The following is a 25,324-nucleotide window of genomic DNA, read 5'->3' on the forward strand; positions in this document are numbered from 1 at the left end:
ATGTGTCACCACCATGTAACACACTGTTCACTAATGCTTTTTTGTTTATAGCAAAGAACGATTTCTTATTTGGCGATAGCTTTCGCTTATGGGAGCGTAACGGGACAAAACAAAAACGACGGGATGACGTATGACTATGGCAGCAAACAGAAAAGGGTTCAAAAAACGGATTGTTGCGCTGGGTTTACTGGCAACAGGTGGCCTGCTTTCTGCACAGGTTCAGGCAGATCAGCTGGCGGATATTAAAGCCGCAGGGGTGGTGAAAGTGGCGACCTTTGATGCCAACCCACCGTTTGGTTCCGTCGATGCCAAAACGCATGACATCGTGGGCTACGACGTGGACTTTGCCAGAGCGTTGGCAAAATCGCTGGGCGTGAAGCTGGAACTGGTGGCCACTAACCCGGCGAACCGCATTCCCCTACTCCAGTCCGGTAAAGCGGATTTAATTGTGGCGGATATCACCATCACCCCGGAGCGGGCGCAGGTGATTGATTTCTCTACACCGTATTTTGTCACCGGCCAGCAATTCCTGGTCCCGGCAAAATCCGCCGATAAGCTGGACGCCTACAGCCATGCACGCATTGGCGCGGTAAAAGGCACCACGGGCGAACAGGCGCTGCACCAGCGGTTCCCGCAATCCCGCGTGCTCTCCTACGACGATATTCCGCTGGCGCTGACGGCGCTTCGCAATGGCAACGTGCAGGCGATCACCCAGGACAGCACCATTCTGGCCGGCCTGCTGGCGCAAGCCCCGGATAAAGCGAATTTCAAAATTCTGCCCGATCTGCTCAGCAAAGAAGAGATTGGTGTGGGGGTCAAAAAAGGTGAAGCGGCACTGCTGAAAGCCGTCAATGATGAGCTGGTGAACCTGGAGAAAAACGGCCAGGCAGCAAAAATCTACGATGTCTGGTTTGGTCCAGACACCCCGTCTCCACAGCCACGCGCCTTTACAATAGAAGCTAAGTAAGATGCTTTCAGGTTTATTTTCACACTCCGCGGCAGGCTCCGCGGATTTTTCACATCTGGAACAGGCCAGTGTCGAGTTTCGCAACGTCGACAAACATTACGGTAACCATCCGGTTTTAAACGGTATTAACCTTACCATTACGCCTGGGGAAGTGGTGGCTATCCTCGGCCCTTCGGGTTCGGGTAAATCCACGCTGATCCGCCTTATTAACCAGCTTGAGACGTTAAGCGGCGGTGAGATCCTGGTCGACAACAAACCCACCGGGCGACTTTCCGGCCCCGCGCTGCGCCAGTTACGTAGCCGCGTCGGGTTTGTGTTCCAGCAATTTAATCTCTATGCCCATCTCACCGCCAGTCAGAATATCACCCTGGCACTGGAGCATGTTCACGGCTGGAAGCCCCTGCCCGCACAAGAACGTGCCCTGACGCTGCTGGAAAACGTAGGCATGCTGGACAAGGCACACCATTTCCCTGCGGAACTTTCCGGCGGCCAACAGCAGCGGGTGGCGATTGCCCGTGCGCTGGCCTCATCGCCGCAAATTATTCTCTTCGACGAGCCGACCTCCGCGCTCGACCCTGAAATGATTGGCGAAGTGTTACTGGTCATGAGATCGCTGGCTCACAGCGGGATCACCATGATTGTGGTCACGCACGAGATGCAGTTTGCCCGTGACATTGCCGACCGGATTGTCTTTATCGATGGCGGACAGATACTGGAAACCGCGCCGCCGGAACAATTCTTCCGCCATCCGTCGCACCCGCGTGCGCAGCGTTTTCTGCAAAAGGTGTTGAACCCGCTGCATCAGGAGCCGTTGTAATGCCCGCGCTCGACTGGCAGGGGGTGCTGACCGGACAGCCCCTGCAATGGATTATTTCCGGTTATCTCACCACCCTGTGGGTGACGCTCGCCGGGGCGATACTGGCAAGCCTGCTTGCGCTGCTTTTTCTGCTCCTGCGTCTTTCCGGTGGGCGCCCCGGCAACGCGGTGGTCAATGCCTGGGTGTCGCTTTTTCGCAATACCCCGCTGCTGGTACAGCTGCTGTTCTGGTATTTTGCCGCCTGGAACGGTCTGCCGCAGGCATTCCGGGATACAGTGAATGCAGATCACCGCTGGTCCATTCTTCCCGGTGATGTCTGGTGGTTCACACCCGAGTTTTTATGCTCGGCCTGGGGGCTGGGCGTGTTTGCCTCGGCTTTTCTCATTGAAGAAGTGGCGTCCGGATTACGTTCAGTTCCGGGCGGGCAACGGGAGGCGGCGCTCTCCCAGGGATTCTCCGCGTGGCGTCTGTTTCGTTACATCCTGCTGCCGCAGGGGCTGGCGAACGCCTGGCAGCCCGTTGTGGGGCAGTACCTTAATCTGATGAAACTCTCCTCGCTTGCCAGCGGTATTGGTTTTGCCGAACTGACCTGCCAGATACGGCAGATTGAGAGCTTTAACGCGCACGCGCTGGAGGCGTTTACCGTAGGCACCCTGCTCTATCTGTTCACCGGTGTGGTGATGGGCGTGGTGCTGGTGCGGCTCGGTCCCGCCGCAAAACGTCAACGCCAGCAGACAACACTCACAGGGAGTGAAAAACATGATTGCCGGACTTAATGTCATTACCGATAACCTGGATTATCTGCTGTGGGGACGCGCCGCTGCCGGTGAGCCCGGCGGGGTCCTGCTCTCCTTACTGATGGCCGCAGGCGCGGCGCTCCTCGCGCTGCCGGGCGGGGTGGCCCTTGCCTGTCTGGCATGGCGCTATGCCGGGGTGATACGCAAGGCGCTGTTTCTGTGGGCTGAGCTTATCCGGGGGATCCCGTTAATCTTTGTGATTTTCTGGATGTGGTATCTGTTGCCGCTTATCACCGGTGGCGACCTCCCCGGTGCGCTCACCGTGACGCTGGCGCTGGCGTGGTTTACGGCCGCATCGGTGATGCACTCCGTCCTGGCCGGCATTAATGCGCTGCCATCGGGTCAGTACGAAGCGGCATTAACGCAGGGGTTCAGCACGCAACAAACCCTGTGGCACATTCTGTTGCCACAGGTAATGCGCAATATTCTGCCGTCTCTGGTGGGCATTTTTATCAGCCTGCTGAAGGACACCTCGCTGGCTTTTATTGTGAACGTGCCTGAGCTGACCACGGTGGCAGGACAGGTGAACAACCGGGTGCAAATTTACCCGGCGGCCATTTTTATCTTTACCGGTGTCGTTTATTACCTGCTCTGCTGTTCTCTTGAGCAGCTGGCAAAGCGCTGGCGTATCAGCCGGCCAGCGCTTTAACCACCGTTTCCATCGCCTGGGTGGTTAATTCGCTGCGTTTTACGCGCTGGTTCGCCAGCGCCGTACGCAGTACCCCGGCAATCACAATATGCTTCGGCTCCTGCCCTAAGTCACGCATCTCCAGAACGACCTTCCCTACCACCCGACACATCTCCTGGTACAGCGCTTCGTCTTTGGTCACATTGCCCACGGTCATCCACTCCATTGCCCAAAAGCGTCAGCTTAAATGATCCCTCGCCCGGATACAAAAAAGAAGCCCGGCGAGAGACTCACCGGGCTTCATCTGTTAAATCAACCGATTAGTTATTTACCGGGATCACCGCGCCTTTATACTTGGTGCGGATCCAGTCCTGAATCTCTTTCGAGTGCAGCACGTTCACCAGCGCGACGATATCTTTTTTCTTCTCATCGCCACGATGCACAGTAATGATGTTGGCATACGGGTTGTTTTCGCCGCTCTCAACCGCAATCGGGTCGTGAACCGGATCCAGACCCGCATCAATCGCGTAGTTGGCGTTGATCACTACCGCAGCCCCTTCATCGTTGTTGTACATCTGCGGCAGCAGAGAGGCTTCTACGTTAGGCGTGAACTGCAGCTTTTTCGGATTGTCCACGATGTCGCTGATACGCGCGGTCACTTTGTCGACGCCAGGCTTAAGCTTGATCACCCCCTCTTTTTCGAAGATAGAGAGAATGCGCCCCTCTTCAGACACGGCATCACGCATGATGATTTTGCCGCCTTCCGGCAGGTCTTTCAGCGACTTGTATTTTTTAGAGTAGATACCAATTGGCTCAATATGGATCGCGCCGGCACTGACAAAATCATAATCCTTATCACCCGCGTGATCTTTCAGCACGCTGTTCAGGTAAGGAATGTGCTGGAAGTAGTTAGCATCAATGTCATGACCGGCCAGCGCGGTGTTGGGCAGAATGTAGTCCTGGAAGGGTTTAATCTCCAGATCGATACCTTGCTTTGCCAGAATCGGCTTCGCCTGCTCCAGAATTTCAGCGTGTGGCGTATTGGACGCGCCCACGGTCAGGGTGTCAGCCCACGCGGCAAAGCTCAGGGCGCTCAGGGTTGCAGCGGCGATCAGTGTCAGTGTCTTTTTCATGATGATGGTTCCTGTGTGTATTTATTAGCGTTTATCTAACAGTGAAGTGATGATGTCGCCGCAGAACTGAATAATGAAAACGATGATCAAAATGGTCACCGTTGCCACCAGCGTGACGTCACCATGGTTGCGCTGGAATCCTTCCAGATAAGCCAGATTTCCCAAACCGCCTGCGCCAATCACCCCGGCCATTGCGCTGTAGCTCACCAGCGCAATCAGCGTCACCGTAATACCGGACACCAGTGCAGGTGATGATTCTGGCAGTAAAACCCGAAAAACTAAGGTGCTCAGTCGTGCGCCCATCGAGCGCGTCGCTTCAATCACCCCTTTGTCCACTTCACGCAGGGCAATCTCTACCAGACGCGCGTAGAACGGTGCCGCGCCCACAATCAGCGCCGGCAGTGCCGCGTTGGCCCCCAGAATGGTGCCGACGATGGTCTTGGTGAACGGGATCAGCAGGACAATCAGAATGATGAACGGGATAGAACGAAACACGTTCACCACAATCGAAATCACGCTGTAGACCGTACGGTTGTGGAACAACCCGCCACGCGCGGTTAAAAACAGCGCCAGACCCAGCACAATCCCCAGTACAAAGGTTGCCACGCCAGAAAGCGCAGTCATGTACAGCGTCTCGAGCGTTGCCGCCCAGAGTTGATCCCATTTCAGGTGCGGAAAGAGGGTATCAGCCATGTTTAATCACCTCGCCTTCAATATCGCTGTGCTTCAGGTCGGCGAGGATATTGTTCAGTTGTTCATCAGATGCCACCACGTGTACCCACAGCTGGCCAAAAACGCCGTGCGCCGTCTGGGTCATTTTCCCGTGCAGAATGTTAAACGGCAGGCCGTAGCGCAGCGTCAGTTCACCCACAATCGGTTTGTGCGTGCTGTGTCCGGTGAAGGTCAGACGGATGACCGTGCCTTCCAGGTCGGCTGCCAGCTCGGTATTGAAGGTCTCTTCCTCGGCATACTGGCTCACCTGACGGACAAACTGCCGGGTGATCGGCTGTTGAGGGTGAGTAAAGACGCTCAGCACGTCGCCCTCTTCCACCACTTTGCCGCTCTCCATCACCGCCACGCGATCGCAGATTTTGCGCACCACGTGCATTTCATGGGTGATCAGCACAATGGTGAGTTTGAAACGACGGTTGATGTCCAGCAGCAGATCGAGGATCTGATCGGTCGTCTGGGGATCGAGTGCGGAGGTGGCTTCGTCACAGAGCAGCACATCCGGGTTGTTCGCCAGCGCACGCGCAATGCCCACGCGCTGCTTTTGCCCGCCGCTCAGCTGCGACGGATACGCATTTTCACGGCCTTTCAGCCCGACCAGTTCCACCAGCTCGGCCACGCGAGCCTGAATCCTGGCTTTTGGTACTCCGGCTATCTGCATTGAGAAAGCGATGTTTTCCGTTACCGTCCGTGACCACAGCAGGTTGAAATGCTGGAACACCATGCTGATCTTCAGCCGCGCCTGACGCAGTGCTTCCCCTTTTGCGGCAGAAATGTCCTGCCCGTTGATGGTCACGCTGCCGCTGCTCGGTTTTTCCAGGCCATTCAACAGGCGGATCAGGGTACTTTTCCCCGCGCCGCTGTAACCAATAATGCCGTATATTTGCCCCTGTTCGATCGTCAAATTGACGTTATCAACGGCCGTGAGCGCCACCTTTCCGTTGTCAAAAACCTTCGAAATATTACTGAGAACAATCATTCTTATTCATTATCCGTCCGCGCATAGCGGTTTAGCAGTATGGATGTCCAAAATGATAGTAAACAGCCGTTATCAGCTTTTAAATGAACAAAAAAGAATGTGTTATAACCTGAAGAAATAAGCGGCGGATTGAGCGGATGGGAACCGTTTAGACCAATTTCAGCAATGATTATCTGCCAGATGCATATCTGACAGACACCAGACGAGAAAAACGGTCATTTTTTCAGCATTTTCTGTTGATATAGCCATCCTCACATCCAGAGCACTTTACGTCTTGCTGTCCTGACATCCAAAAACATCATTTATATTCTTTTCAGTTCTAAAAAGCAGAGATTCGTTCTTTCTTGAGAAAATTTCATCGCCCTATCATCCCGTCATGCTCTCCTGAAAGGACAAAACCATGACGATTTATCACTCCGTCACTGAACTGATTGGCCGTACACCGCTTATCCAGCTGCATAAACTCGATACCGGTCCCTGCTCGCTGTTTTTGAAACTGGAGAACCAGAATCCGGGTGGATCCATTAAAGACCGCGTGGCGCTGTCGATGATTAATGAAGCGGAGCGTACCGGTAAGCTGCAGCCGGGTGGCACGATAATTGAGGCGACGGCAGGCAATACCGGTCTCGGCCTGGCCCTGATTGCCGCCCAGAAAGGCTATTCGCTGATCCTGGTGGTGCCGGACAAAATGAGCCGCGAGAAGATTTTCCACCTGCGTGCGCTGGGTGCCCAGGTGGTACTGACGCGCTCGGACGTGAATAAAGGTCATCCGGCCTATTATCAGGATTACGCCCAGCGTCTGGCTAATGAACTGCCAGGTGCGTTTTATATCGATCAGTTCAATAACGAAGCCAACCCGCTGGCGCATCGCACCACCACCGCGCCAGAACTGTTTGAGCAGCTCGACGGCAACATCGACGCCATCGTGGTCGGCGTGGGCTCCGGCGGTACGCTGGGTGGCCTGCAGGCCTGGTTTGCCGAGCACTCTCCGCACACGGAGTTTGTGCTGGCAGACCCGGCCGGCTCCGTACTGGCAGACCAGGTCGAAACCGGGCGCTACCATGATGCCGGTTCATGGCTGGTTGAAGGGATCGGTGAAGACTTTATTCCGCCGCTGGCTCACATCGAAGGCGTGGAGCGCGCCTGGCGCATCACCGACCAGGAAGCATTCAACACCGCGCGTGAACTGCTGAAAACGGAAGGTATCCTGGCAGGCTCCTCCAGCGGAACCCTGCTGGCGGCCGCGCTGAAGTATTGCCAGGTACAGACCACGCCGAAACGCGTCGTGACCTTCGCCTGCGACAGTGGCAACAAATACCTCTCGAAGATGTTCAACGATGACTGGATGCGCCAGCAGGGGCTGATGTCCCGCCCGCAGGCAGGCGATCTCTCCGACTACATTGCGCTGCGCCACGATGAAGGAGCCACCGTCACCGCCGCCCCGGATGACACGCTCTCCACCGTGCTGGCGCGAATGCGTCTGTATGACATCTCGCAACTGCCGGTGCTGGATAACGGCAAGGTGGTGGGGATTATCGACGAGTGGGATCTGCTGCGCCATATCGGCGGCGATGGCGATCGCTTTGCCCTTCCCGTCACGGCAGCGATGACGCGACAGGTGGAGTTTCTTGATAAGCACGCACCGGAAAGCGCCCTCAACGCCATTTTTGATCGCGGTCTGGTGGCCGTGATCAATGACAACGACCGTTTCCTGGGTCTGATTACGCGCAGCGATGTCCTCACCGCCTGGCGCAACCGTCTACAACAATAAAGGAAAAAATGATGAAAAACCTGGCCACGCTCAGCGTACACAGCGGTGAATTCAACGATCAACACGGGGCGGTCATGCCGCCCATTTACGCCACCTCGACGTTTGCGCAACCGTCACCCGGGGAGCATACCGGCTACGAATATTCCCGCAGCGGCAACCCCACCCGCCATGCGCTGGAAACCGCCATCGCCGAACTGGAAGGCGGCTCGCGCGGCTATGCTTTCGCCTCAGGCCTGGCCGCCATTTCCACCGTGCTGGAACTGCTGGACAAAGACAGCCATATCGTTGCCATAGATGATGTGTATGGCGGCACATACCGGCTGATTGAAAACGTACGCAAGCGCAGTACCGGGCTGCAGGTCAGCTGGGTTAAGCCTGGCGATCTGGCCGCGCTGGAAGCCGCCATTCGACCTGAAACGCGCATGGTCTGGGTGGAGACGCCGACCAACCCGCTGCTGAAACTGGCCGATCTGGCGGCCATCGGTGCCATTGCCCGCCGTCATAACGTGATCAGCGTGGCAGATAACACTTTCGCCTCACCGGTCATTCACCGTCCGCTGGAGTCGGGTTTCGATATCGTGGTGCATTCCGCCACCAAATACCTGAACGGCCATTCCGACGTGGTTGCTGGTCTGGCGGTCGTGGGGGATAACCCGGCGCTGGCAGAGCGGTTGGGGTATTTGCAAAACGCCGTCGGCGGCGTCCTGGATCCGTTCAGCAGTTTCCTGACGCTGCGCGGGATCCGGACACTGGCACTGCGAGTTGAAAAGCACAGCACCAACGCGCTGGCGATTGCGCAATGGCTTGAGCAGCAGCCGCAGGTTGACAACGTGTTCTACCCGGGGCTGGAGTCGCACCCGCAATATCAGCTCGCCCGCACGCAAATGGCGCTGCCGGGCGGGATGATTTCCGTCGTGGTAAAAGGCGATGCGCAACGTGCGACGGAGGTGATCCGCAAGCTGAAGCTGTTCACCCTCGCAGAAAGTCTCGGCGGTGTGGAAAGCCTGGTGAGTCAGCCTTACAGCATGACCCACGCCTCGATCCCGCTTGAGCAGCGTCTGGCCAACGGCATTGTGCCGCAACTGATCCGCCTGTCCGTGGGTATCGAAGATACGAAAGACCTGATTGCCGACCTGAGTCAGGCGCTGAAAAATTAAGCTAAATACGGCAGGTCACTCGCCTGCCGTCATAAGTTGTCATTATGCCTTAACGCCTTGATAACAATATTATGTGAAACTGCATAGATTATTTTTGAAACGCTGTTTTCATTTTCCTTTTATCCTAAAATCAGCGTATAATGCGCGCCTAATCCCTGGTGAATGGTTTCAGCGCTTGGAATACAAAAAACAACGTACAACTTCTCCTCTCCTTCGTTGGGCTGACACTCAGGCACACTTTCTTCTGCACGCTCATTTGATGTCTCCTATCCTTAGTGCGTGTCATATACTCTTTTGCAACACAGGTTTGACTCCGCGGCGGTGCGCCCCCGGAGCGAGATTTCCATATCCTTCCCAACTTAAAGACTAAGACTGTCATGAAAAAGACGAAAATTGTTTGTACCATCGGCCCGAAAACCGAATCTGAAGAGATGCTGACCAAAATGCTGGACGCCGGCATGAACGTTATGCGTCTGAACTTCTCTCACGGTGACTACGCTGAACATGGTCAGCGTATCCAGAACTTGCGCAACGTCATGAGCAAGACCGGTAAAAAAGCCGCCATCCTGCTGGATACCAAAGGTCCTGAAATCCGCACCATCAAACTGGAAGGCGGTAACGACGTCTCTCTGAAAGCGGGCCAGACCTTCACCTTCACCACTGACAAGTCTGTGGTCGGTAACAGCGAAATCGTTGCGGTGACCTATGAAGGCTTCACCAGCGATCTGTCCGTGGGTAACACCGTGCTGGTAGACGATGGTCTGATCGGGATGGAAGTGACCGCGATCGAAGGCAACAAAGTCATCTGTAAAGTGCTGAACAACGGCGACCTGGGTGAAAACAAAGGCGTTAACCTGCCTGGCGTTTCCATCGCGCTGCCAGCCCTGGCTGAAAAAGACAAGCAAGACCTGATCTTCGGTTGCGAGCAAGGCGTTGATTTCGTTGCAGCCTCCTTCATCCGTAAGCGTTCCGACGTAGTTGAAATCCGTGAGCACCTGAAAGCGCACGGCGGTGAGAAGATCCAGATCATCTCCAAAATCGAAAACCAGGAAGGCCTGAACAACTTCGACGAAATCCTCGAAGCGTCTGACGGCATCATGGTTGCGCGTGGTGACCTGGGTGTTGAAATCCCGGTTGAAGAAGTGATCTTCGCGCAGAAGATGATGATCGAGAAGTGTGTTCGCGCGCGTAAAGTGGTTATCACTGCCACCCAGATGCTGGACTCCATGATCAAAAACCCACGTCCAACCCGCGCAGAAGCTGGCGACGTGGCGAACGCCATCCTCGACGGTACTGATGCTGTCATGCTGTCTGGCGAATCCGCGAAAGGTAAATATCCGCTGGAAGCAGTGTCCATCATGGCCACCATCTGCGAACGTACTGACCGCGTGATGACCAGCCGTCTGGACTTCAACAACGACAGCCGCAAACTGCGCATCACTGAAGCGGTATGCCGCGGTGCGGTAGAAACGGCTGAGAAGCTGGAAGCGCCACTGATCGTGGTTGCCACCCAGGGCGGTAAATCTGCTCGTGCAGTGCGTAAATACTTCCCGGATGCGACTATCCTGGCGCTGACCACCAATGAAACCACTGCGCGTCAGCTGGTGCTGAGCAAAGGTGTTGTAGCACACCTGGTGAAAGAGATCGCCTCTACCGACGATTTCTACATTCAGGGTAAAGAGCTGGCTCTGGAAAGCGGCCTGGCACAGAAAGGCGACGTGGTGGTAATGGTATCGGGTGCGCTGGTACCAAGTGGCACCACCAACACCGCCTCTGTTCACGTGCTGTAATAATGCACAAACAAATTAATTTTTGATAAAAAGCGTCCTTCGGGGCGCTTTTTTTATTCGTGGTATTAGCCAAATCTATTCAAAAAGCAAATCGGGTTTTTCTATTTAATCGCGATTTATCTAAGATGAATCCGATGAAAAATGCCTTTTTTAACATAGCTTTTTCGACAAAAACGCCGAATTCGTTGCTTCTTTGAGCGAACGATCAAAAATAGGCGTATTCCCATCAAAAAAATATTCTCAACCCAAAAAAGTTTGTGTAATACTTGTAACGCTACATGGAGATTAACTCAATCTAGAGGGTATTAATAATGAATCGTACTAAACTGGTACTGGGCGCGGTAATCCTGGGTTCTACTCTGCTGGCAGGTTGCTCCAGCAACGCTAAAATCGATCAGCTGTCTTCTGACGTTCAGACTCTGAACGCTAAAGTTGACCAGCTGAGCAACGACGTGAACGCAATGCGTTCCGACGTTCAGGCTGCTAAAGACGACGCAGCTCGCGCTAACCAGCGTCTGGACAACCAGGCTACTAAATACCGTAAGTAATAGTACCTGTTAATAAAATGGCGCACATTGTGCGCCATTTTTTTTGTCTGCGTCAAACCCCTACTGCGTCACCTTCTCTCCGTCATCTTCCATTACCGCAGCAGACACCCGACTGTTCTGCACGGACTGCACGCTGTTGCTGGCTGACGGGCCGTTACTGGCCGACACGGCAACCGGGATCCCTGCCCGGCGCGACAAGGCTTTATCAATAAGCGCTTTATCACTCCCCGCCTGAGAAACAAATGAGGCGAAATCAGCGGAATGGGTAATCGGCGTAACCTGCGGGTTTTCCCCCTCAACCTGTGCCAGCGGACGATGCACTTCAATGTAGCGTTTGCCGTCCGGCTCAACGGAGAACTTCACCGGCTCATTGATAATCTGCACCCGGGTACCGACACGCACCTGTTCGAACAGGGCTTTAATATCCGGCGCGTTCATGCGCATACAGCCGGAGCTGACCCGCAGGCCAACGCTGTCCGGCGCACTGGTGCCGTGGATGAGATATTCCCCATTGCCCACGCCTAAACGCAGTGCAAAGCGCCCCAGCGGGTTATTTGGCCCGGCGGGTACTACTGGCGGTAATTTAATGCCCTGCTCCAGTGAACGCGCCCGGATGCCCGGCGTCGGGGTCCAGGTTGGATTAGGGATTTTCTGGCTCACGCGGGTGGTCGTGACCGGCGTTTCCAGCCCCAGCTGTCCAATCCCCAGCGGGAAGACCTGGACAATATTGCCGCCCGGCGGGAAGTAGTAAAGCCGTAGCTCGGCCAGGTTCACCACAATACCTTCGCGTGGCGTGTCCGGAAGCAGCATCTGGGATGGGATGGTAATAACCGTTCCCGGCGCGGGGTTCACCGGCGCAATGGTATTATTGGTCTCGAGGATCAACTGCGCCGCAGTATTAAACCGACGCGCGATGGTCTGCAGTTTAGTGTCCCCTTCCTGTATTGTGTAAGTTTGATTTTGCCCAATCAGACGGCTGCCTGCGGGCGGTAACGGATAATCCATCGCCATGGCCGAATTAAGAGCGCCGAGCGAACCAAGGAGTAAGAGTGTTATTAGAGACGCGCGCTTCATGCTGAGATTCCTTATTCACTGACAGAACGCCAGAAAGCTGAAAAACCAGCGAGGCGGGAACCACCTCGCGAAACAGAATGAATGCTGTCCTGTAAGTCTAGCTAAGGATTGCAGCTTTGGCGCGGATGGCGCGAATCATCGCTTCCAGTCCCTGGGAGCGGGACGGGGTGAGGTGTTGGGTCAGGGCCATTTTTTCAAACCACGGGCGCACATCAAAGGCGACAATATCCTGCGCAGACATCTGGTGGTACAGAATAAAGACCACGGCGATAAGCCCTTTCACAATCGCGGCATCGCTGTCGCCGTGCAATTCAATCGTACCGTCGCCCTTTTGCTCCATCACGATCCACACCTGGCTCTGGCAGCCCTGAATAATATTCTCCGGGTTATGCGCCTCTTCACTGAGCGGCGGCAAACGCTGTCCCAGCTCAATAATATAGAGATACTTTTCTTCCCAGTTCGCGCAACGCCCGAAGTTACGCAGCAATTTATCTTTATCCGGCAACTCTGCCATTGTTCGCTTCTCCGTTAGCCCAGCAACTGGTGAATGCGTTTTAGCCCCGCCACCAGCCTGTCGACCTCTTCCGTTGTGTTGTACATCACCAGCGACGCGCGGCACATTGCCGGGACCTGGTAAAATGCCATCAGCGGCATGGCACAGTGGTGTCCGGTGCGCACGGCCACGCCATAATTATCAAGGAAACTCCCCACGTCATAGGCATGGTGTTTTCCCAGGTTGAACGCGATCACGCCCTGCCGGTCTACCGGGCCGTACAGAGTAAGATCCGGTACGCTGGCAAGCTCCTGCAGCGCATAATGCATCAGCAGCTGTTCGTACTCCTGAATTGCGTCAAGGCCAATCGCGGAGACGTAAGAAACCGCTGCCCCCAGCCCGATAATCCCGCCGGTATTGGGTGTACCAGCCTCAAAACGCCACGGCGCACGCGCGTAGGTGGTGCCTTCCGACAGGCTGACGGTGGCGATCATCGAGCCGCCCCCTTCCCACGGCGGCATGGCCTGCAGAATATCGTCTTTCACATACAACACGCCGATCCCGGTGGGCCCATACAGCTTATGCCCGGAGAATACGTAAAAATCGCAGTCCAGCGCCTGAACATCCACCGGGTGGTGCATAACCGCCTGAGCGCCGTCAATCAGGACTTTCGCGCCCGCCTGGTGCGCTTTTTCAACGATCTCTGCCACCGGGTTTTCGGTGCCCAGCACGTTAGAAACCTGAGTAACCGCGACCAGCCGCGTGCGGTCGTCCAGCAAGGCATCAAGGTGCTCAAGCTGGAGCGTTCCGTCCTGATGCAACGGGATGACCCGTAGCGCAGCACCCACACGCTCACAGAGCATCTGCCACGGCACAATATTGGCGTGGTGTTCCATCTCGGTAATGATGATGTTATCGCCCGCGTGCACCTGCGCATTGCCCCAGCTATTGGCAACCAGGTTGATCCCTTCCGTCGTGCCGCGCACAAACACCAGCTCTTCCGGCGATCGCGCATTCAGAAAAGCGGCCACCTGGGTGCGGACGTTCTCCATACGCTGGGTCGCCTCTGCGCTCAGCGTATGAATACCGCGATGCACGGCGGCGTAACCGTGGCGGTAGAACTCTGCTTCGGCATCCACCACCTGGTTCGGCTTCTGCGCGCTGGCCGCGCTGTCGAGATAGGCCAATGGCAGTCCGTTTACTTCACGGGTCAGAACCGGAAAATCGGCCCGTACTTTCTCTACGGGAAAACTCATGCTTCGCCTCCAGGCAGCCGCTGACCAATACGGGCCAGCACCTGTTGTTTTAACAGGCCATCGTCCAGCGCCTCCGTCAGCTCTGCGGCAAAGGCGTAGATAATCATCTTCTGTGCCGCCTGCTGGTCGATACCGCGTGAGCGCAGATAGAACATCTGTTCGTCATCAATGCGCCCGACCGTGGCGCCGTGGCTGCATTTGACATCGTCGGCATAGATCTCCAGCTGCGGCTTGGTGTCCACTTCTGCCAGACGCCCCAGCAGCAGGTTGTTGTTGGTCATCTGCCCGTCGGTCTTAATAGCGTGTTGCGCCACATTAATCAGACCGTTAAACACCGCGCGGCCTTTGTCGCTGACAATGGTTTTGTGCAGCTGGCGGCTGTTGCAGTAGCCTTTGTTGTGCTCAAGCCAGGTACGCGTATCGCACACTTCCGATTTGACCGGCATCGCCAGGCTGTTGATGCGCAGCGTGGTGTTCTCGCCGTTGAGCTGCGTGCTGGTGTTGTGACGCAGTACCGCGCCCCCCAGCAGGAAGCTGTGGCTATATGCCGCTGCGTCCTGCCCAAGCAAAATATCGTTATGCGCAAAGTGATGACTCTGCGGATTCTCAAATGCCAGCTTGATATGGTGCAACTGAGCGTTGGCGGCGACGTTCATCGTCAGGCGCGCCCCGGTAAAGTGGCGGGTGTCGTTGAGGCTGACGTAATGTTCAATGACCGTGGCCTCCGCCCCCTCCGCCAGCGCCAGATGGTGGCGATAGTGCGCGGTATTGATTTCATCGCCGTCCAGGCCCTGGGTGATGTGCATCAGCAGCAGCGGTTTTGCCGGGCGCTGGTTTCGCTTCACGTGAATCTGCGTCACGCTCTGCGCCAGGCTCTCGGTAAGATGCAGAAAGACCTCTGGCTGCACGGGCGCCGTCAGACTCTGACGCTCATCATCAATGGTTATTGTATAACCGCTATCTTCGGTGCTGTCGCTCAGCTCCGCACGGAACTGGCCGTCGACAAACACCAGGCGCAGGGCATCGACATTCAGCGCCAGTGCGTCGCGCTGCGTCGGGTTGATATCCGCCAGACGCGAGACGAACTCAGCGTTCATCAGGCCATCGAGCGGCGTGTATTTCCAGTTTTCATGTTTACGCGTGGGCAAACCGAGGCGCAGCATCTGTTGCAGGTGCTGTTGTGCCTGCTCAGAACGCGTTTGCCCCTGAGCTTCAAACAGGCGGTGCCACTGCTGGAGCGCATTACTGCTGTTCGGTAAGCCAGCCATAACCCTGCTCCTCCAGTTGTTTGACCAGCGTGAAATCACCGGATTTCACAATGCGCCCCTGGTAGAGCACGTGGACGTAATCCGGTTTGATGTAGTCAAGAATACGCTGATAGTGGGTGACGATAATGAATGACCGTTTGCCGTCGCGCAGAGAATTCACCCCGTCGGCGACAATCTTGAGGGCATCGATATCCAGACCGGAATCGGTCTCATCCAGAATGCACAGTTCAGGTTCAAGCACCGCCATCTGCAGAATGTCGTTGCGCTTTTTCTCGCCGCCGGAGAAGCCGACGTTAACCGAGCGGGTGAGCAAGTCTTCCGGCATTTTCAGCAGTTTGATCTTCTCTTCCATCAGGTCCTGGAAATCAAAGCGATCCAGCGCCTCCAGACCACGGTATTTGCGTACCGCGTTGAGCGCCGTTTGCAGGAAGAACTGATTACTGACGCCCGGAATTTCGACCGGATACTGGAAAGCCATAAAGATGCCCTCCCCCGCGCGATCTTCCGGTGACATCTCCAGCAAATCTTTGCCGTTAAACTCCACCGAGCCGTGGGTCACTTCGTAATCTTCGCGTCCCGCCAGCGTCGCTGAAAGCGTACTTTTCCCGGAGCCGTTTGGCCCCATGATGGCGTGGACCTCTCCTGGCTTGACGTCAAAATTGAGGCCACGCAGGATGGCTTTATCTTCCACGCTAACCTGTAAATCTTTAATGCTTAACATGTGCTTTCCTTAACCGACGCTGTGTTCAAGACTGATGGCGAGGAGTTTCTGGGCTTCAACGGCAAATTCCAGCGGCAGTTCAGAGAACACATCCTTACAGAAGCCGTTTACGATCATTGAGATGGCATCTTCTTCACTGATCCCTCGCTGCAGGCAGTAGAAGAGCTGATCTTCCCCAATACGCGATGTTGTCGCCTCATGTTCGAGCTGGGCGCTGTTGTTGCGACACTCCACATACGGGAAGGTATGCGCGCCGCAGTCCGCGCCAATCAGCATTGAATCGCACTGGGTAAAGTTTCGCGCATTGGTGGCCGTCGGCATGATTTTCACCAGCCCGCGGTAGCTGTTCTGGCTGTGCCCGGCAGAAATACCTTTTGAGATGATGGTTGATTTGGTGTTTTTACCAATGTGGATCATTTTGGTGCCGGTATCCGCCTGCTGATGGCCGCTGGTGAGGGCCACAGAGTAAAACTCGCCGATGGAGTTATCCCCGCGCAGGATGCAACTCGGGTACTTCCAGGTGATGGCAGAGCCGGTCTCGGACTGCGTCCAGGACATCTTGCTGTTTTCACCCTCGCACAGCGCGCGCTTGGTGACGAAGTTAAGGATACCGCCAGTGTTACCGTCGCCCGGGAACCAGTTCTGCACCGTGGAGTATTTCACTTCAGCATCTTTGTGGATGATGACTTCCACCACCGCGGCATGGAGCTGGTAGCTGTCGCGTACCGGAGCGGAACATCCTTCGATGTAGCTGACGTAACTGCCTTCGTCCGCCACCAGAATGGTGCGTTCGAACTGGACGGTTTTTTCCGCGTTGATACGGAAATAGGTCGACAACTCCATCGGGCAACGTACCCCTTTCGGCACGTAGATAAAGGTGCCATCAGAGGCCACCGCCGCGTTGAGCGCCGCAAAGAAGTTATCGTTAGACGGCACCACGGTGCCAATGTACTTTTTCACCAGTTCCGGGTGCTCATGAATTGCTTCGCCAAAGGAGCAGAAAATGATCCCCTGCTCCGCCAGCTTCTCACGGTAGGTGGTCGCCACCGAGACGGAGTCAAAAATGGCATCCACCGCCACCTCTTTCCCCTCGCGAACCGGCACGCCAAGCTGGTTAAACGCCTCTTCCACTTCTTTACTCAGGAAGCTGTTATCCGCCCCGGTTTGCTGTACTGCACCGGGCTGGGAGGCGCAGGTGTCGTCACAGCTGCCGCAGGAAGGGGCTGAGTAGTAGCTGTAATCCTGATAATTCAGCTTGTCGTAGTGCGCTTTCAGCCAGTGCGGCTCTTCCATCTCCAGCCAGGCCCGATAAGCGCTCAGGCGGAACGCCAGCATCCACTCTGGCTCGTTACGTTTGGCCGAAATCGCCCGCACGACATCTTCATTGATGCCCTTTGCCAGTTCATCGGTCTGCAGCTGCGTGAAGAAGCCCTCTTTATAATTGAGGTGCCCGCCGCTCCAGGTATTTACATCACTCGTTGCTTCAGTATTACGAGACATAGTACCGCCTATACCCCAAAGCTTTCGCCGCAGCCGCATTCGTTCTGGGCTTTCGGGTTATGAAATTTGAATAACTGGTTTAAGCCTTCACGCACGTAGTCCACTTCGGTGCCGTCGATAAACGGCATGGCCTGAAGCGCGACATACAATTTTGCGCCGTCCGCTTCAAATACCAGGTCATCCTTCTCAGGTTCGGTGACAGTGTCGAGCACGCAACCGAAGCCAGCGCAGCCGGTCTGTTTGACCCCTAAACGCACGCCAAGGATCTCGGGCTTTTTCGCCACCAGCTCGTGAATATGGGCCGCCGCCGCTGGCGTCAGCGTTAAGCCGCGCCAGGCGAAATCGGCAGGATTGAAGGTTTCTGAATGCAGTTCCATAGGTCCACCTCATCTGATAAGCCATCAGGGCATAACACCATGTTAGTGATAACGATTATCACTTCAACCCTCTGTCAGCAGGGGCTTTCGGCTAAATAGCCCTTTTTGCCTGGTTTTATTAAGCATAGACCCTGTACAAGGATGCAGTAGAGATGGATGTATTTGTTCAATGCATTGATTAATAATGTATTTCGTAGAGGGACTTATGAGGGCGAGAGGAAAAATAAAATATGCATCGGAAATGCCTATTTTTGAGATAGCTTTTGCGCAGAAAAACCACAAAAACAAAAAAAGGCCCTTAAGGCCTCTGATGATTAAAGATGAAATGAGACAGCAAAACCTTGTTCACGCCAGTGATCGAGCTGTTCCTGCTGACGAGGTGTGAGTGATTTCCCCGTCCAGACGAAGATTTTTTGCCCCGGGAAGAGTTCCGGGCGCGGTGAATCAATCGGTTCCGCCAGCACGTCAATGTGCCAGCCCTTACTGGTCAGGCGCGCGGCCTCAAGCCACAGATGCGTACGGTCGTCACATTCCCATCCAACGAGCAAAGCATCTTTACCGGCTTTTTTGCGCGATTCTGCCAGGCTTGCCACGGCGAATTCAATCAGCACGCCATCCAACAGGCTCGCCATGTGGCGCACCGTATTCTGATCCTGATTCATTCGCTGTCGTACGGGGATAATGATGTTATCAATCAGCGCATCCATCGCATGATCGCGGCGAAACTCGCCTATTTTGGCGCGCAGTTTTGCCGGGCTGGCATAACGCAGAACGGTCATCATCTCTTCCTGGAAAGCGGCCCAGTTACCCTGGGTCATCACTTCCTTGTTTTCCAGCAAGGCTTTGACTTTACCCACCGAGACGCCCGTTTTCATCAGGCGCTTAATCTCTTCTATACGCAGGATATCTTCATCGTCGAACTGACGATGACCCCCTTCGCTGCGTTGCGGCTTCAACAAACCATAACGGCGCTGCCAGGCACGCAGCGTAACGGGGTTGATACCGCATCGTTCGGCCACTTCGCCGATACTGTAATAGGCCATTAACTCCCTCACGCTCAATACTTCCATACCTAACCACGGCAACCTTATCAGATTGTACAAGCCATTTGTATAACGAAGACCTCAGTTTGCAACAGGTGAATGGCCTGTTCACCACTCACGCTGTTTACTCTATTGTTGTCTAAATTTTGCCTTACGTACAGTTAACTCTGCCGCACGATGTACAGCTTTCTCACAATTCGGGCTTTTTATCGGGCCACGCAATGGCCGGAATGCCGCCATGTCGGGGGCTGGCAAACAGGTGCCCCTGAAACTGGGAAATTCCCGCCGATTCCAGCCACATCCACTCCTCGGCCTTCTCCACGCCCACGGCGCAGAACTGAATTTCCAGCGAGGAACAGCACTTGATGATCGCCTGAATGATGGCCTGTCGCGGGCCACTTTTATGCACATCCAGAACCAGATCGCGATTAATCTTAATTCTGTCCGGCTGGAACTGCGCCAACAGCTGCAGCCCGGCAAACCCGGCGCCAAAGTGATCGATCGTCACGCTGATGCCTGCACTTTTTAACTGTCGTACTGAATGGGTAAACTCATCGAAGCGGGAGATAGCTTCGCTCTCGGTAAACTCCACCACGATCTGCTCCGGCACAAAGCCATTCGCATTAATGGCGGTAAGCAGAAAATCGACGGCACCCGGTACATTGACCAGCGTCATGGGTAGCAGGTTAATGGACAGCGTCTGGTCCTGTAACCCCAGTGCACTGGCCATCGACAGCGCAACCTGTTTGCTCTGCAAATCTGCCGTGTACACGGCTTCCCGCGGAAGCGCCGCAAAATAGGCCCGTGGTGAATCACCCGATGGCGTGCGGATCAACGCCTCCCAGGACACCACCTGCTGCATAAACGGATCCACGATCGGCTGAAAGGCAAAGCTGCAGTCCGCCCCTTTTGCCACCACCGCCGGTTGCGCGGATAACGGCGTCTCTTCGGGGATAAAATCCCAGGCATCGGCGGGCGGCAATTCAAAATAGTTGGCTTTCTCTGTCGCCTCGACGAACGTGCGAAAGAATTGCAGGGGGCGATCGCTATAGGTCAGTTGGTACCGGGTCGTCCCCTTATCAAGTACCTGCTGGAGCACATCGTCCCTGTCGTACTGACGTAAATCAAAGAGCTCCATACCCACGTTGCCAAACCGTCGGGAAGGACCGTGATCGCGCATCAGTTCCACCACATTGTGATGACGCGGGTCGCGGCAGATCTGCTCATAAATGGCGGTCACGTTGTCCACTGGCCCTTCGAGTAACTGGAAAAAATGCGTGCCGTTAAACAGCAGGATCCCCGTGACATCGGATTGTCGGTTTTTACTATTTGCAGCAGCGACCATGTTTTCCAGCGCTTTCACCGGAACGTCATCGCAGATATGGCTGCGGTATATGATGGTTGTCAGCATGCTTTTCCTGGGGGTTAGGGGTTTGGCCACGTAAACACGTGGGTAGAGTTCTGTTATAGCATATTAATTGTCAGGCAAATAATTTACATCTCAATGATTTAGGCAATGTATGACCCCGTTTTTTTTCTGTTGTATAACTTAACCGCAACATCATAAGTTGTACAATATATCCTGTCACGATGCCGTCACAATACCGATACGCAACGAACTGAAATATAAAGACTTTATAAGATATATCATAAAAACATCAAAAATCTGTACATTTTTAATGTACAGATTTAGAAATTGTGTATACCTTAAATGTAACGTTAGTGATTACTAAATTTTACAGGAGCGAAACATGAACCAGAACGGTTATGTCGCCGATTCAGCCGCCGCCATTGCGCAATACTTCGAAAAAGCTGCTCTCCCTACGCAACAGGAAACGCTGGGTGAGGTGGTTGTGGAAATACTTAGCGACGGGCGAAACCTTAACCGCAAGTCGCTCTGCACCAAACTCTTAAGCCGCCTCGATAAGGCCGAAGGCCCGGAAGAGGAACAGCATTACCACATGCTGCTTGGCCTGCTCTTCGAACGGTAACGAGATGAATCGCAGTGACGCAGAAAGACTGACAGACCAGTTGATTGGTGAAGCCGTGCTTTCCCTTCTGAAAGAGCGGGGGCCGTTAACAACCGATTCTCTGGTACAGCGTCTGCGTAAAATGCAAGTTCGTGAAAAGGATCCCCGGCGGCGGGAGACACTGGCGAGGGTGATTGCCGACATCGGCTCAAAAAGCAGCGCCTTTATACGTCGCAGAACCGCGCAAGGACGACCAATCAGAGAGGGATCTCTCAATGATAACAGAGACAATGTAGTGCCGTTATTTGGAAGTGGAATACCGTCCGACCCCAAAAAAATACATTGACTGCAACTTAACAGCTACGGTGAAAACAAATGAGACAGAATATTCAGCTGCAACCCGAATTTCATTCGGCTTTTCTTGATAGCGCCCTGTCGGAGTATTTCCGCCACGCTGGCGATCGTTTTGCTGAAGAGTCCGCGATTTTTTCTACTGCAGTACGTTGTGTCCTGGCCACGGAAGGTCACCTTACCAACAAAGCGATCATTCTCTGGCTGATACAAACGCTGGAAGCGACCAACGACGTGGTTCAGGCGGACGTCATACGCAAAACGCTTGAAATTGTTGTGGGTTACACAATGGACGATCTTTAAAGACTGCTAACGTGTCATCGTCATAACTGTCGAACAGCCTGACGATGACACCCCTCCTCCCCGATAACACCCTGCAATACACGCCTCCTAAAGATGGCACGCTTCCTGCTTATCCCTCTTTACGGGATCGGGCTATCCGGTCATCTTGCTTCATTTCTTAACAGGTCTGTTATTGATGAAAAAAATCGCCAGCGTCTGCCCTTACTGTGGTGCAGGCTGCAAATTAAACCTCGTTGTTGAAAATAACCGTATCATCCGTGCCGAAGCCGCAGACGGCGTGACCAATCAGGGCACCTTATGTCTGAAAGGGTTTTACGGTTGGGACTTCCTCAACGACACTCGCTTGCTCACCCCTCGCCTGACGCAGCCGATGATCCGGTATCACAAAGGCGAACCCTTCACCCCTGTCACCTGGGACGAGGCCATTCGTTATACCGCCAACAAGCTTAAGAGCATTAAAGCGCAGTTCGGCCCACGGTCGATCATGACCACCGGCTCATCCCGGGGTACAGGCAATGAAACCAACTATGTGATGCAAAAATTTGCCCGCGCGGTGCTCCATACCAACAACGTGGACTGCTGCGCGCGCGTCTGTCACGGCCCTTCTGTTGCTGGCTTACAGGAAACACTGGGCAACGGCGCGATGAGCAATTCCATTAACGATATTGAAAACTCAAAATGCCTGCTGGTTTTCGGTTACAACTGCGCTGACTCTCACCCTATCGTCGCCCGCCGGGTGCTGAAAGCCCGCGAGAATGGCGCGAAAATTATCGTCTGCGATCCGCGTCGGATTGAAACCGCACGCATTGCCGATCAACACCTGCAGCTGAAAAACGGCAGCAATATGGCGCTGGTCAACGCCTTTGGCTATGTGCTGCTGGAAGAGGAGTTGTACGACAAAAACTACGTCGCGCGCTTCACGGAAGGGCTTGAGGCCTACCGGCAGACGGTGAAAGCGTACGCGCCAGAGAAAGTTGAACATCTGACCGGCATTCCCGCCCGCGATGTCCGCCAGGCGATGCGCACTTTCGCCGCGGCCCCCTCCGCCACCGTGATGTGGGGAATGGGCGTCACGCAGTTTGGTCAGGCCGTGGATGTGGTAAAAGGGCTTTCCAGCCTGGCGCTGTTGACCGGTAACCTTGGTCGCCCTGCCGTCGGCGTCGGGCCGGTGCGCGGGCAGAATAACGTGCAGGGTGCCTGTGACATGGGGGTTCTGCCCAATATGTTCCCGGGATACCAGGACGTAACGGACCCGGCAGTCAGGCAGAAGTTTGCCGATGCCTGGGGAATTGACGTGAAGGCGATGGACGATCGCGTCGGCACGCGTATTACCGAGGTGCCGCATCTGGCCCTGGAAGGCAAGGTCAAAGCTTATTACATCATGGGGGAAGATCCGCTTCAGACGGAGGCCGATCTCGGTCTGGTGCGCAGCGGCTTTGAAGCGCTCGACTTTGTGGTGGTTCAGGACATCTTTATGACCAAAACGGCAGAAGTGGCGGATGTCCTGCTGCCCGCCACCTCCTGGGGTGAGCACGGCGGCGTCTTTACCTGTGCCGATCGTGGCTTCCAGCGCTTTGGCAAAGCCATTGAGCCCAGCGGCAACGTGAAACGCGACTGGGAGATCATCAGCCTGCTGGCGACGGAAATGGGCTATCCAATGCACTAAGACACCAACCAGCAGATCTGGGATGAGATGCGCGAGCTATGCCCGCTGTTCTACGGTGTAACGTATGAAAAAATGGGTGAAATGGGTCATGTCCAGTGGCCGTGTCCGACGCTGGATCACCCCGGCACGCCGTACCTCTATAAAGACAACCAATTCGACACCCCCACCGGTAAGGGTCAACTGTTTGCCGCCGCCTGGCGCGCGCCCGCGGAAACACCTGATGATGATTATCCTCTGGTGCTGTGCACGGTACGCGAGGTAGGTCATTACTCCTGCCGCTCCATGACCGGTAACTGCGCCACGCTGCAAAGCCTGGCCGACGAGCCGGGTCGGGTACAAATGAACCCGGCGGATGCGGACAAACTCGGCATTACAGACGGGCAACTGGTCTGGGTGCGTTCGCGTCGCGGTAAAGTGATCACCCGCGCCAGCCTCAGCGAACGCATCAACGCCGGGGCCGTTTATATGACGTATCAGTGGTGGATTGGTGCCTGCAACGAACTGACGCAGGATAACCTCGATCCCATCTCCAAAACGCCGGAAACGAAGTACTGCGCGGTACAGCTGGAAGCCATTGAGGATCAGTGCTGGGCTGAGGATTTTGCGGCATCGGCGTACCAGTCCATGAAGTCTCGGCTGATCAGTGCGGTGAACGTCTGAGAAAAAGCCGGGTGGCGCTGCGCTTACCCGGCCAACATTCCGGGCGTTTATCCAATCAACAGCAGACAGGATAAATCATCGCCGCCATTGATTTTATCAATCGCAAAGTCCATGCGCGCATCCATGTCACTGCGGTGCATGGTCTTTTCGGAGAGGCTGGCAATAGTTTTCATAACTACCTGCTGGTCGATTTCACCCTGCATCGATCTTACGCTGAAGACGCATTTGATATAGAAAAAGTCCAGCACGATACGATAAAACTGACGCATGATGGTGGCCATATTTTTGCCGGGGAAATAGCTGCTGTACAGTTTGTACAACAGATAATTACGTAATACGTAGGGTTCAGACAAACAGGAAGTCTCACACAATCTGTGCCACTGCTGATTAATCGCGTCGAATTTCGCCTCCAGTTCCGCCTCGTCACTGATACCGGCCACATCCAGATACGAGGCAATTTGCTGATGCCCTTCAAGAGCAAAACTGCCCTGGGCCGATAAGTTTGCCGCGTTCGTTCCCATCACGGATAACGCCAGATATTTCATTGCGTTTGACTTCGCCAGATGACCGGAACTGAGCAGCGATTTTCCGCTTTGCAGTTCATTGAGTAACGCCTCGTAGAAATCTTCCACTTCAGCAAATCGGTTATGCAGATCAAAGTTAACGTGCTGGAGGCAAAGAATAAATTGCGCCAGCGCCATCAAATTCTCTTCAATGTTACGCGATGGCGACTGGATTAAATTCCAGGCAAAAAGATGGATCACCTGCTGCGTCTGCGAGGCAGACTGGCGCTGCCCAATCAGGTTGGTTTTATAACCCGCCACTAACTCATCCTGCTCCTGAAGCAGCATCGCATCCGGATCAAACAACACACGTCGAACCACTTCCGGGCAGGAGAGCGTCATCGTATGCCGGGTCTCATCCTGGTAGCGGGTTGAACGCCTGGGGTAGGTGCTACAGGTATGCGAAAGCGCCTCTTCACCTAAATCGCGGTGTCATGCAGAGCTTGTTTTCATCGACAAAAGGACAGTCCCCTTTTTCGTTGAGCTTCACTCTGGAATAGTTATTTTTACCCTTTCGCAGAAGGATAAGATTCTCTTTGGCGATGGATGCAATGTCTGCGCGTGAGGACAGAACATATTTCTGATGGGTTTTCTTATCAATAGTTATCGACCAATTACGGCCACAGCATGTCATTAAGCACTCTGGCCCAACACACTGAAACTTACAGACGAAAATCGGTTTGATGGTTTTATGAATTTGCATAGCCAAGGCGTCATGATATCAAGCATAAAAAGTACCATGACGCGTGCGTTATGCTAAAGG

At 54.6% G+C, this 25,324-nt stretch carries 24 protein-coding genes and 2 pseudogenes; 12 read left to right on the forward strand and 14 right to left on the reverse strand.

The window, feature by feature from the left end:
* Positions 1 to 136: 136 nt before the first annotated feature.
* The 4 genes from EKN38_RS11180 to EKN38_RS11195 are packed head-to-tail and all read left to right on the forward strand — an operon-like array spanning position 137 to position 3,230.
* Positions 137 to 967, forward strand: coding sequence for an ABC transporter substrate-binding protein (locus EKN38_RS11180; RefSeq protein ID WP_014831606.1), 831 nt, complete (start codon positions 137 to 139; stop codon positions 965 to 967).
* Position 968: 1 nt separating this feature from the next.
* Positions 969 to 1,784 carry an amino acid ABC transporter ATP-binding protein gene (locus EKN38_RS11185; RefSeq protein WP_014831605.1) on the forward strand — a complete coding sequence of 272 codons (816 nt, stop codon included), beginning with the start codon at positions 969 to 971 and terminating at the stop codon, positions 1,782 to 1,784.
* A complete protein-coding gene (locus tag EKN38_RS11190; protein WP_014831604.1) occupies positions 1,784 to 2,560 on the forward strand; it encodes an amino acid ABC transporter permease in 777 nt (258 codons plus the stop codon). The genes EKN38_RS11185 and EKN38_RS11190 overlap by 1 nt, the downstream gene beginning before the upstream one ends.
* Positions 2,544 to 3,230 carry an amino acid ABC transporter permease gene (locus EKN38_RS11195; RefSeq protein WP_014831603.1) on the forward strand — a complete coding sequence of 229 codons (687 nt, stop codon included), beginning with the start codon at positions 2,544 to 2,546 and terminating at the stop codon, positions 3,228 to 3,230. Before EKN38_RS11190 ends, EKN38_RS11195 begins: the two co-directional genes overlap by 17 nt.
* Here EKN38_RS11195 and fumD read toward each other — a convergent pair.
* From fumD to EKN38_RS11215, 4 genes are all read right to left on the reverse strand, one after another.
* Positions 3,211 to 3,420: a fumarate hydratase FumD gene (fumD, locus tag EKN38_RS11200; RefSeq protein ID WP_014831602.1), complete on the reverse strand. Its 210-nt coding sequence runs from the start codon at positions 3,418 to 3,420 to the stop codon at positions 3,211 to 3,213. The two genes, EKN38_RS11195 and fumD, sit on opposite strands and share 20 nt — an antisense overlap.
* Positions 3,421 to 3,529: 109 nt before the next feature.
* On the reverse strand, positions 3,530 to 4,342 hold the full coding sequence (locus EKN38_RS11205; protein ID WP_014831601.1) for a MetQ/NlpA family ABC transporter substrate-binding protein: 813 nt from the start codon (positions 4,340 to 4,342) through the stop codon (positions 3,530 to 3,532).
* A gap of 24 nt (positions 4,343 to 4,366) precedes the next feature.
* Positions 4,367 to 5,035: a methionine ABC transporter permease gene (locus tag EKN38_RS11210; protein ID WP_014831600.1), complete on the reverse strand. Its 669-nt coding sequence runs from the start codon at positions 5,033 to 5,035 to the stop codon at positions 4,367 to 4,369.
* The gene (locus EKN38_RS11215; RefSeq protein WP_014831599.1) at positions 5,028 to 6,050 is read right to left on the reverse strand and encodes a methionine ABC transporter ATP-binding protein; all 1,023 of its coding nucleotides are present in this window, start codon (positions 6,048 to 6,050) and stop codon (positions 5,028 to 5,030) included. The genes EKN38_RS11210 and EKN38_RS11215 overlap by 8 nt, the downstream gene beginning before the upstream one ends.
* A gap of 400 nt (positions 6,051 to 6,450) precedes the next feature.
* On the opposite strand from EKN38_RS11215, the gene EKN38_RS11220 reads away from it, so the two are divergent.
* From EKN38_RS11220 to lpp, 4 genes are all read left to right on the forward strand, one after another.
* Complete coding sequence (locus EKN38_RS11220) at positions 6,451 to 7,821, forward strand: pyridoxal-phosphate dependent enzyme (RefSeq protein WP_014831598.1); 1,371 nt, start codon at positions 6,451 to 6,453, stop codon at positions 7,819 to 7,821.
* 11 nt (positions 7,822 to 7,832) lie between these two features.
* The gene (locus EKN38_RS11225) at positions 7,833 to 8,978 is read left to right on the forward strand and encodes a trans-sulfuration enzyme family protein (protein ID WP_014831597.1); all 1,146 of its coding nucleotides are present in this window, start codon (positions 7,833 to 7,835) and stop codon (positions 8,976 to 8,978) included.
* Between the two features lie 377 nt (positions 8,979 to 9,355).
* A complete protein-coding gene (gene pykF, locus EKN38_RS11230) occupies positions 9,356 to 10,768 on the forward strand; it encodes a pyruvate kinase PykF (protein WP_013096950.1) in 1,413 nt (470 codons plus the stop codon).
* Between the two features lie 311 nt (positions 10,769 to 11,079).
* Positions 11,080 to 11,316, forward strand: coding sequence for a murein lipoprotein Lpp (lpp, locus tag EKN38_RS11235; RefSeq protein ID WP_001082307.1), 237 nt, complete (start codon positions 11,080 to 11,082; stop codon positions 11,314 to 11,316).
* Positions 11,317 to 11,376: 60 nt separating this feature from the next.
* On the opposite strand, the gene EKN38_RS11240 is transcribed toward lpp, so the two are convergent.
* From EKN38_RS11240 to EKN38_RS11285, 9 genes are all read right to left on the reverse strand, one after another.
* Positions 11,377 to 12,390, reverse strand: coding sequence for a L,D-transpeptidase family protein (locus EKN38_RS11240; RefSeq protein WP_014831596.1), 1,014 nt, complete (start codon positions 12,388 to 12,390; stop codon positions 11,377 to 11,379).
* Positions 12,391 to 12,487: 97 nt separating this feature from the next.
* Positions 12,488 to 12,904 carry a cysteine desulfuration protein SufE gene (gene sufE, locus EKN38_RS11245; RefSeq protein ID WP_014831595.1) on the reverse strand — a complete coding sequence of 139 codons (417 nt, stop codon included), beginning with the start codon at positions 12,902 to 12,904 and terminating at the stop codon, positions 12,488 to 12,490.
* Positions 12,905 to 12,918: 14 nt separating this feature from the next.
* Positions 12,919 to 14,139: a cysteine desulfurase SufS gene (gene sufS, locus EKN38_RS11250; protein WP_014831594.1), complete on the reverse strand. Its 1,221-nt coding sequence runs from the start codon at positions 14,137 to 14,139 to the stop codon at positions 12,919 to 12,921.
* Entirely contained in the window at positions 14,136 to 15,407 is a 1,272-nt protein-coding gene (sufD, locus tag EKN38_RS11255; protein WP_014831593.1) for a Fe-S cluster assembly protein SufD, read from the reverse strand. The genes sufS and sufD overlap by 4 nt, the downstream gene beginning before the upstream one ends.
* Positions 15,382 to 16,128: a Fe-S cluster assembly ATPase SufC gene (gene sufC / locus EKN38_RS11260; protein WP_014831592.1), complete on the reverse strand. Its 747-nt coding sequence runs from the start codon at positions 16,126 to 16,128 to the stop codon at positions 15,382 to 15,384. The genes sufD and sufC overlap by 26 nt, the downstream gene beginning before the upstream one ends.
* 9 nt (positions 16,129 to 16,137) lie before the next feature.
* Positions 16,138 to 17,628 (reverse strand): Fe-S cluster assembly protein SufB, encoded by a 1,491-nt coding sequence (sufB, locus tag EKN38_RS11265; RefSeq protein WP_126522075.1) that lies wholly within the window; start codon positions 17,626 to 17,628, stop codon positions 16,138 to 16,140.
* 8 nt (positions 17,629 to 17,636) lie between these two features.
* A complete protein-coding gene (sufA, locus tag EKN38_RS11270) occupies positions 17,637 to 18,005 on the reverse strand; it encodes a Fe-S cluster assembly scaffold SufA (protein ID WP_126522076.1) in 369 nt (122 codons plus the stop codon).
* Between the two features lie 314 nt (positions 18,006 to 18,319).
* A complete protein-coding gene (locus EKN38_RS11280) occupies positions 18,320 to 19,048 on the reverse strand; it encodes a MerR family transcriptional regulator (protein WP_014831589.1) in 729 nt (242 codons plus the stop codon).
* Positions 19,049 to 19,238: 190 nt separating this feature from the next.
* On the reverse strand, positions 19,239 to 20,459 hold the full coding sequence (locus EKN38_RS11285; protein ID WP_014831588.1) for a diguanylate phosphodiesterase: 1,221 nt from the start codon (positions 20,457 to 20,459) through the stop codon (positions 19,239 to 19,241).
* A 340-nt stretch (positions 20,460 to 20,799) separates the two neighbouring features.
* On the opposite strand from EKN38_RS11285, the gene ycgZ reads away from it, so the two are divergent.
* The 4 genes and pseudogenes from ycgZ (at position 20,800) to fdhF (ending at position 23,998) form a co-directional block, all read left to right on the forward strand.
* Positions 20,800 to 21,039 (forward strand): regulatory protein YcgZ, encoded by a 240-nt coding sequence (gene ycgZ, locus EKN38_RS11290; RefSeq protein ID WP_014831587.1) that lies wholly within the window; start codon positions 20,800 to 20,802, stop codon positions 21,037 to 21,039.
* A gap of 4 nt (positions 21,040 to 21,043) precedes the next feature.
* Positions 21,044 to 21,364, forward strand: coding sequence for a hypothetical protein (locus EKN38_RS11295; protein WP_071841843.1), 321 nt, complete (start codon positions 21,044 to 21,046; stop codon positions 21,362 to 21,364).
* 29 nt (positions 21,365 to 21,393) lie between these two features.
* Positions 21,394 to 21,672, forward strand: coding sequence for a biofilm development regulator YmgB/AriR family protein (locus tag EKN38_RS11300; protein ID WP_014831586.1), 279 nt, complete (start codon positions 21,394 to 21,396; stop codon positions 21,670 to 21,672).
* Between the two features lie 175 nt (positions 21,673 to 21,847).
* Positions 21,848 to 23,998, forward strand: a pseudogene (gene fdhF, locus EKN38_RS11305) (formate dehydrogenase subunit alpha).
* Positions 23,999 to 24,045: 47 nt separating this feature from the next.
* On the opposite strand, the pseudogene fliB reads toward fdhF, so the two are convergent.
* A pseudogene (fliB, locus tag EKN38_RS11310) lies at positions 24,046 to 25,264 on the reverse strand (flagellin lysine-N-methylase).
* Between the last annotated feature and the right edge of the window lie 60 nt (positions 25,265 to 25,324).

The organism is Enterobacter sp. WCHEn045836, assembly GCF_003965585.1.
GTDB lineage: Bacteria > Pseudomonadota > Gammaproteobacteria > Enterobacterales > Enterobacteriaceae > Enterobacter > Enterobacter dissolvens.

Bases quoted from the DNA above. Each gene is read 5' to 3' on its own strand.
- sufC (WP_014831592.1), bottom strand. From the start codon at position 16,128: ATGTTAAGCATTAAAGATTTACAGGTTAGCGTGGAAGATAAAGCCATC.
- sufE (WP_014831595.1), bottom strand. From the start codon at position 12,904: ATGGCAGAGTTGCCGGATAAAGATAAATTGCTGCGTAACTTCGGGCGT.
- EKN38_RS11215 (WP_014831599.1), bottom strand. From the start codon at position 6,050: ATGATTGTTCTCAGTAATATTTCGAAGGTTTTTGACAACGGAAAGGTG.
- EKN38_RS11195 (WP_014831603.1), top strand. From the start codon at position 2,544: ATGATTGCCGGACTTAATGTCATTACCGATAACCTGGATTATCTGCTG.
- sufS (WP_014831594.1), bottom strand. From the start codon at position 14,139: ATGAGTTTTCCCGTAGAGAAAGTACGGGCCGATTTTCCGGTTCTGACC.
- EKN38_RS11205 (WP_014831601.1), bottom strand. From the start codon at position 4,342: ATGAAAAAGACACTGACACTGATCGCCGCTGCAACCCTGAGCGCCCTG.
- EKN38_RS11190 (WP_014831604.1), top strand. From the start codon at position 1,784: ATGCCCGCGCTCGACTGGCAGGGGGTGCTGACCGGACAGCCCCTGCAA.
- EKN38_RS11220 (WP_014831598.1), top strand. From the start codon at position 6,451: ATGACGATTTATCACTCCGTCACTGAACTGATTGGCCGTACACCGCTT.
- EKN38_RS11210 (WP_014831600.1), bottom strand. From the start codon at position 5,035: ATGGCTGATACCCTCTTTCCGCACCTGAAATGGGATCAACTCTGGGCG.
- EKN38_RS11285 (WP_014831588.1), bottom strand. From the start codon at position 20,459: ATGCTGACAACCATCATATACCGCAGCCATATCTGCGATGACGTTCCG.
- lpp (WP_001082307.1), top strand. From the start codon at position 11,080: ATGAATCGTACTAAACTGGTACTGGGCGCGGTAATCCTGGGTTCTACT.
- sufB (WP_126522075.1), bottom strand. From the start codon at position 17,628: ATGTCTCGTAATACTGAAGCAACGAGTGATGTAAATACCTGGAGCGGC.
- EKN38_RS11280 (WP_014831589.1), bottom strand. From the start codon at position 19,048: ATGGCCTATTACAGTATCGGCGAAGTGGCCGAACGATGCGGTATCAAC.
- EKN38_RS11180 (WP_014831606.1), top strand. From the start codon at position 137: ATGGCAGCAAACAGAAAAGGGTTCAAAAAACGGATTGTTGCGCTGGGT.
- EKN38_RS11300 (WP_014831586.1), top strand. From the start codon at position 21,394: ATGAGACAGAATATTCAGCTGCAACCCGAATTTCATTCGGCTTTTCTT.
- EKN38_RS11225 (WP_014831597.1), top strand. From the start codon at position 7,833: ATGAAAAACCTGGCCACGCTCAGCGTACACAGCGGTGAATTCAACGAT.
- pykF (WP_013096950.1), top strand. From the start codon at position 9,356: ATGAAAAAGACGAAAATTGTTTGTACCATCGGCCCGAAAACCGAATCT.
- EKN38_RS11240 (WP_014831596.1), bottom strand. From the start codon at position 12,390: ATGAAGCGCGCGTCTCTAATAACACTCTTACTCCTTGGTTCGCTCGGC.
- EKN38_RS11185 (WP_014831605.1), top strand. From the start codon at position 969: ATGCTTTCAGGTTTATTTTCACACTCCGCGGCAGGCTCCGCGGATTTT.
- EKN38_RS11295 (WP_071841843.1), top strand. From the start codon at position 21,044: ATGAATCGCAGTGACGCAGAAAGACTGACAGACCAGTTGATTGGTGAA.
- sufD (WP_014831593.1), bottom strand. From the start codon at position 15,407: ATGGCTGGCTTACCGAACAGCAGTAATGCGCTCCAGCAGTGGCACCGC.
- ycgZ (WP_014831587.1), top strand. From the start codon at position 20,800: ATGAACCAGAACGGTTATGTCGCCGATTCAGCCGCCGCCATTGCGCAA.
- sufA (WP_126522076.1), bottom strand. From the start codon at position 18,005: ATGGAACTGCATTCAGAAACCTTCAATCCTGCCGATTTCGCCTGGCGC.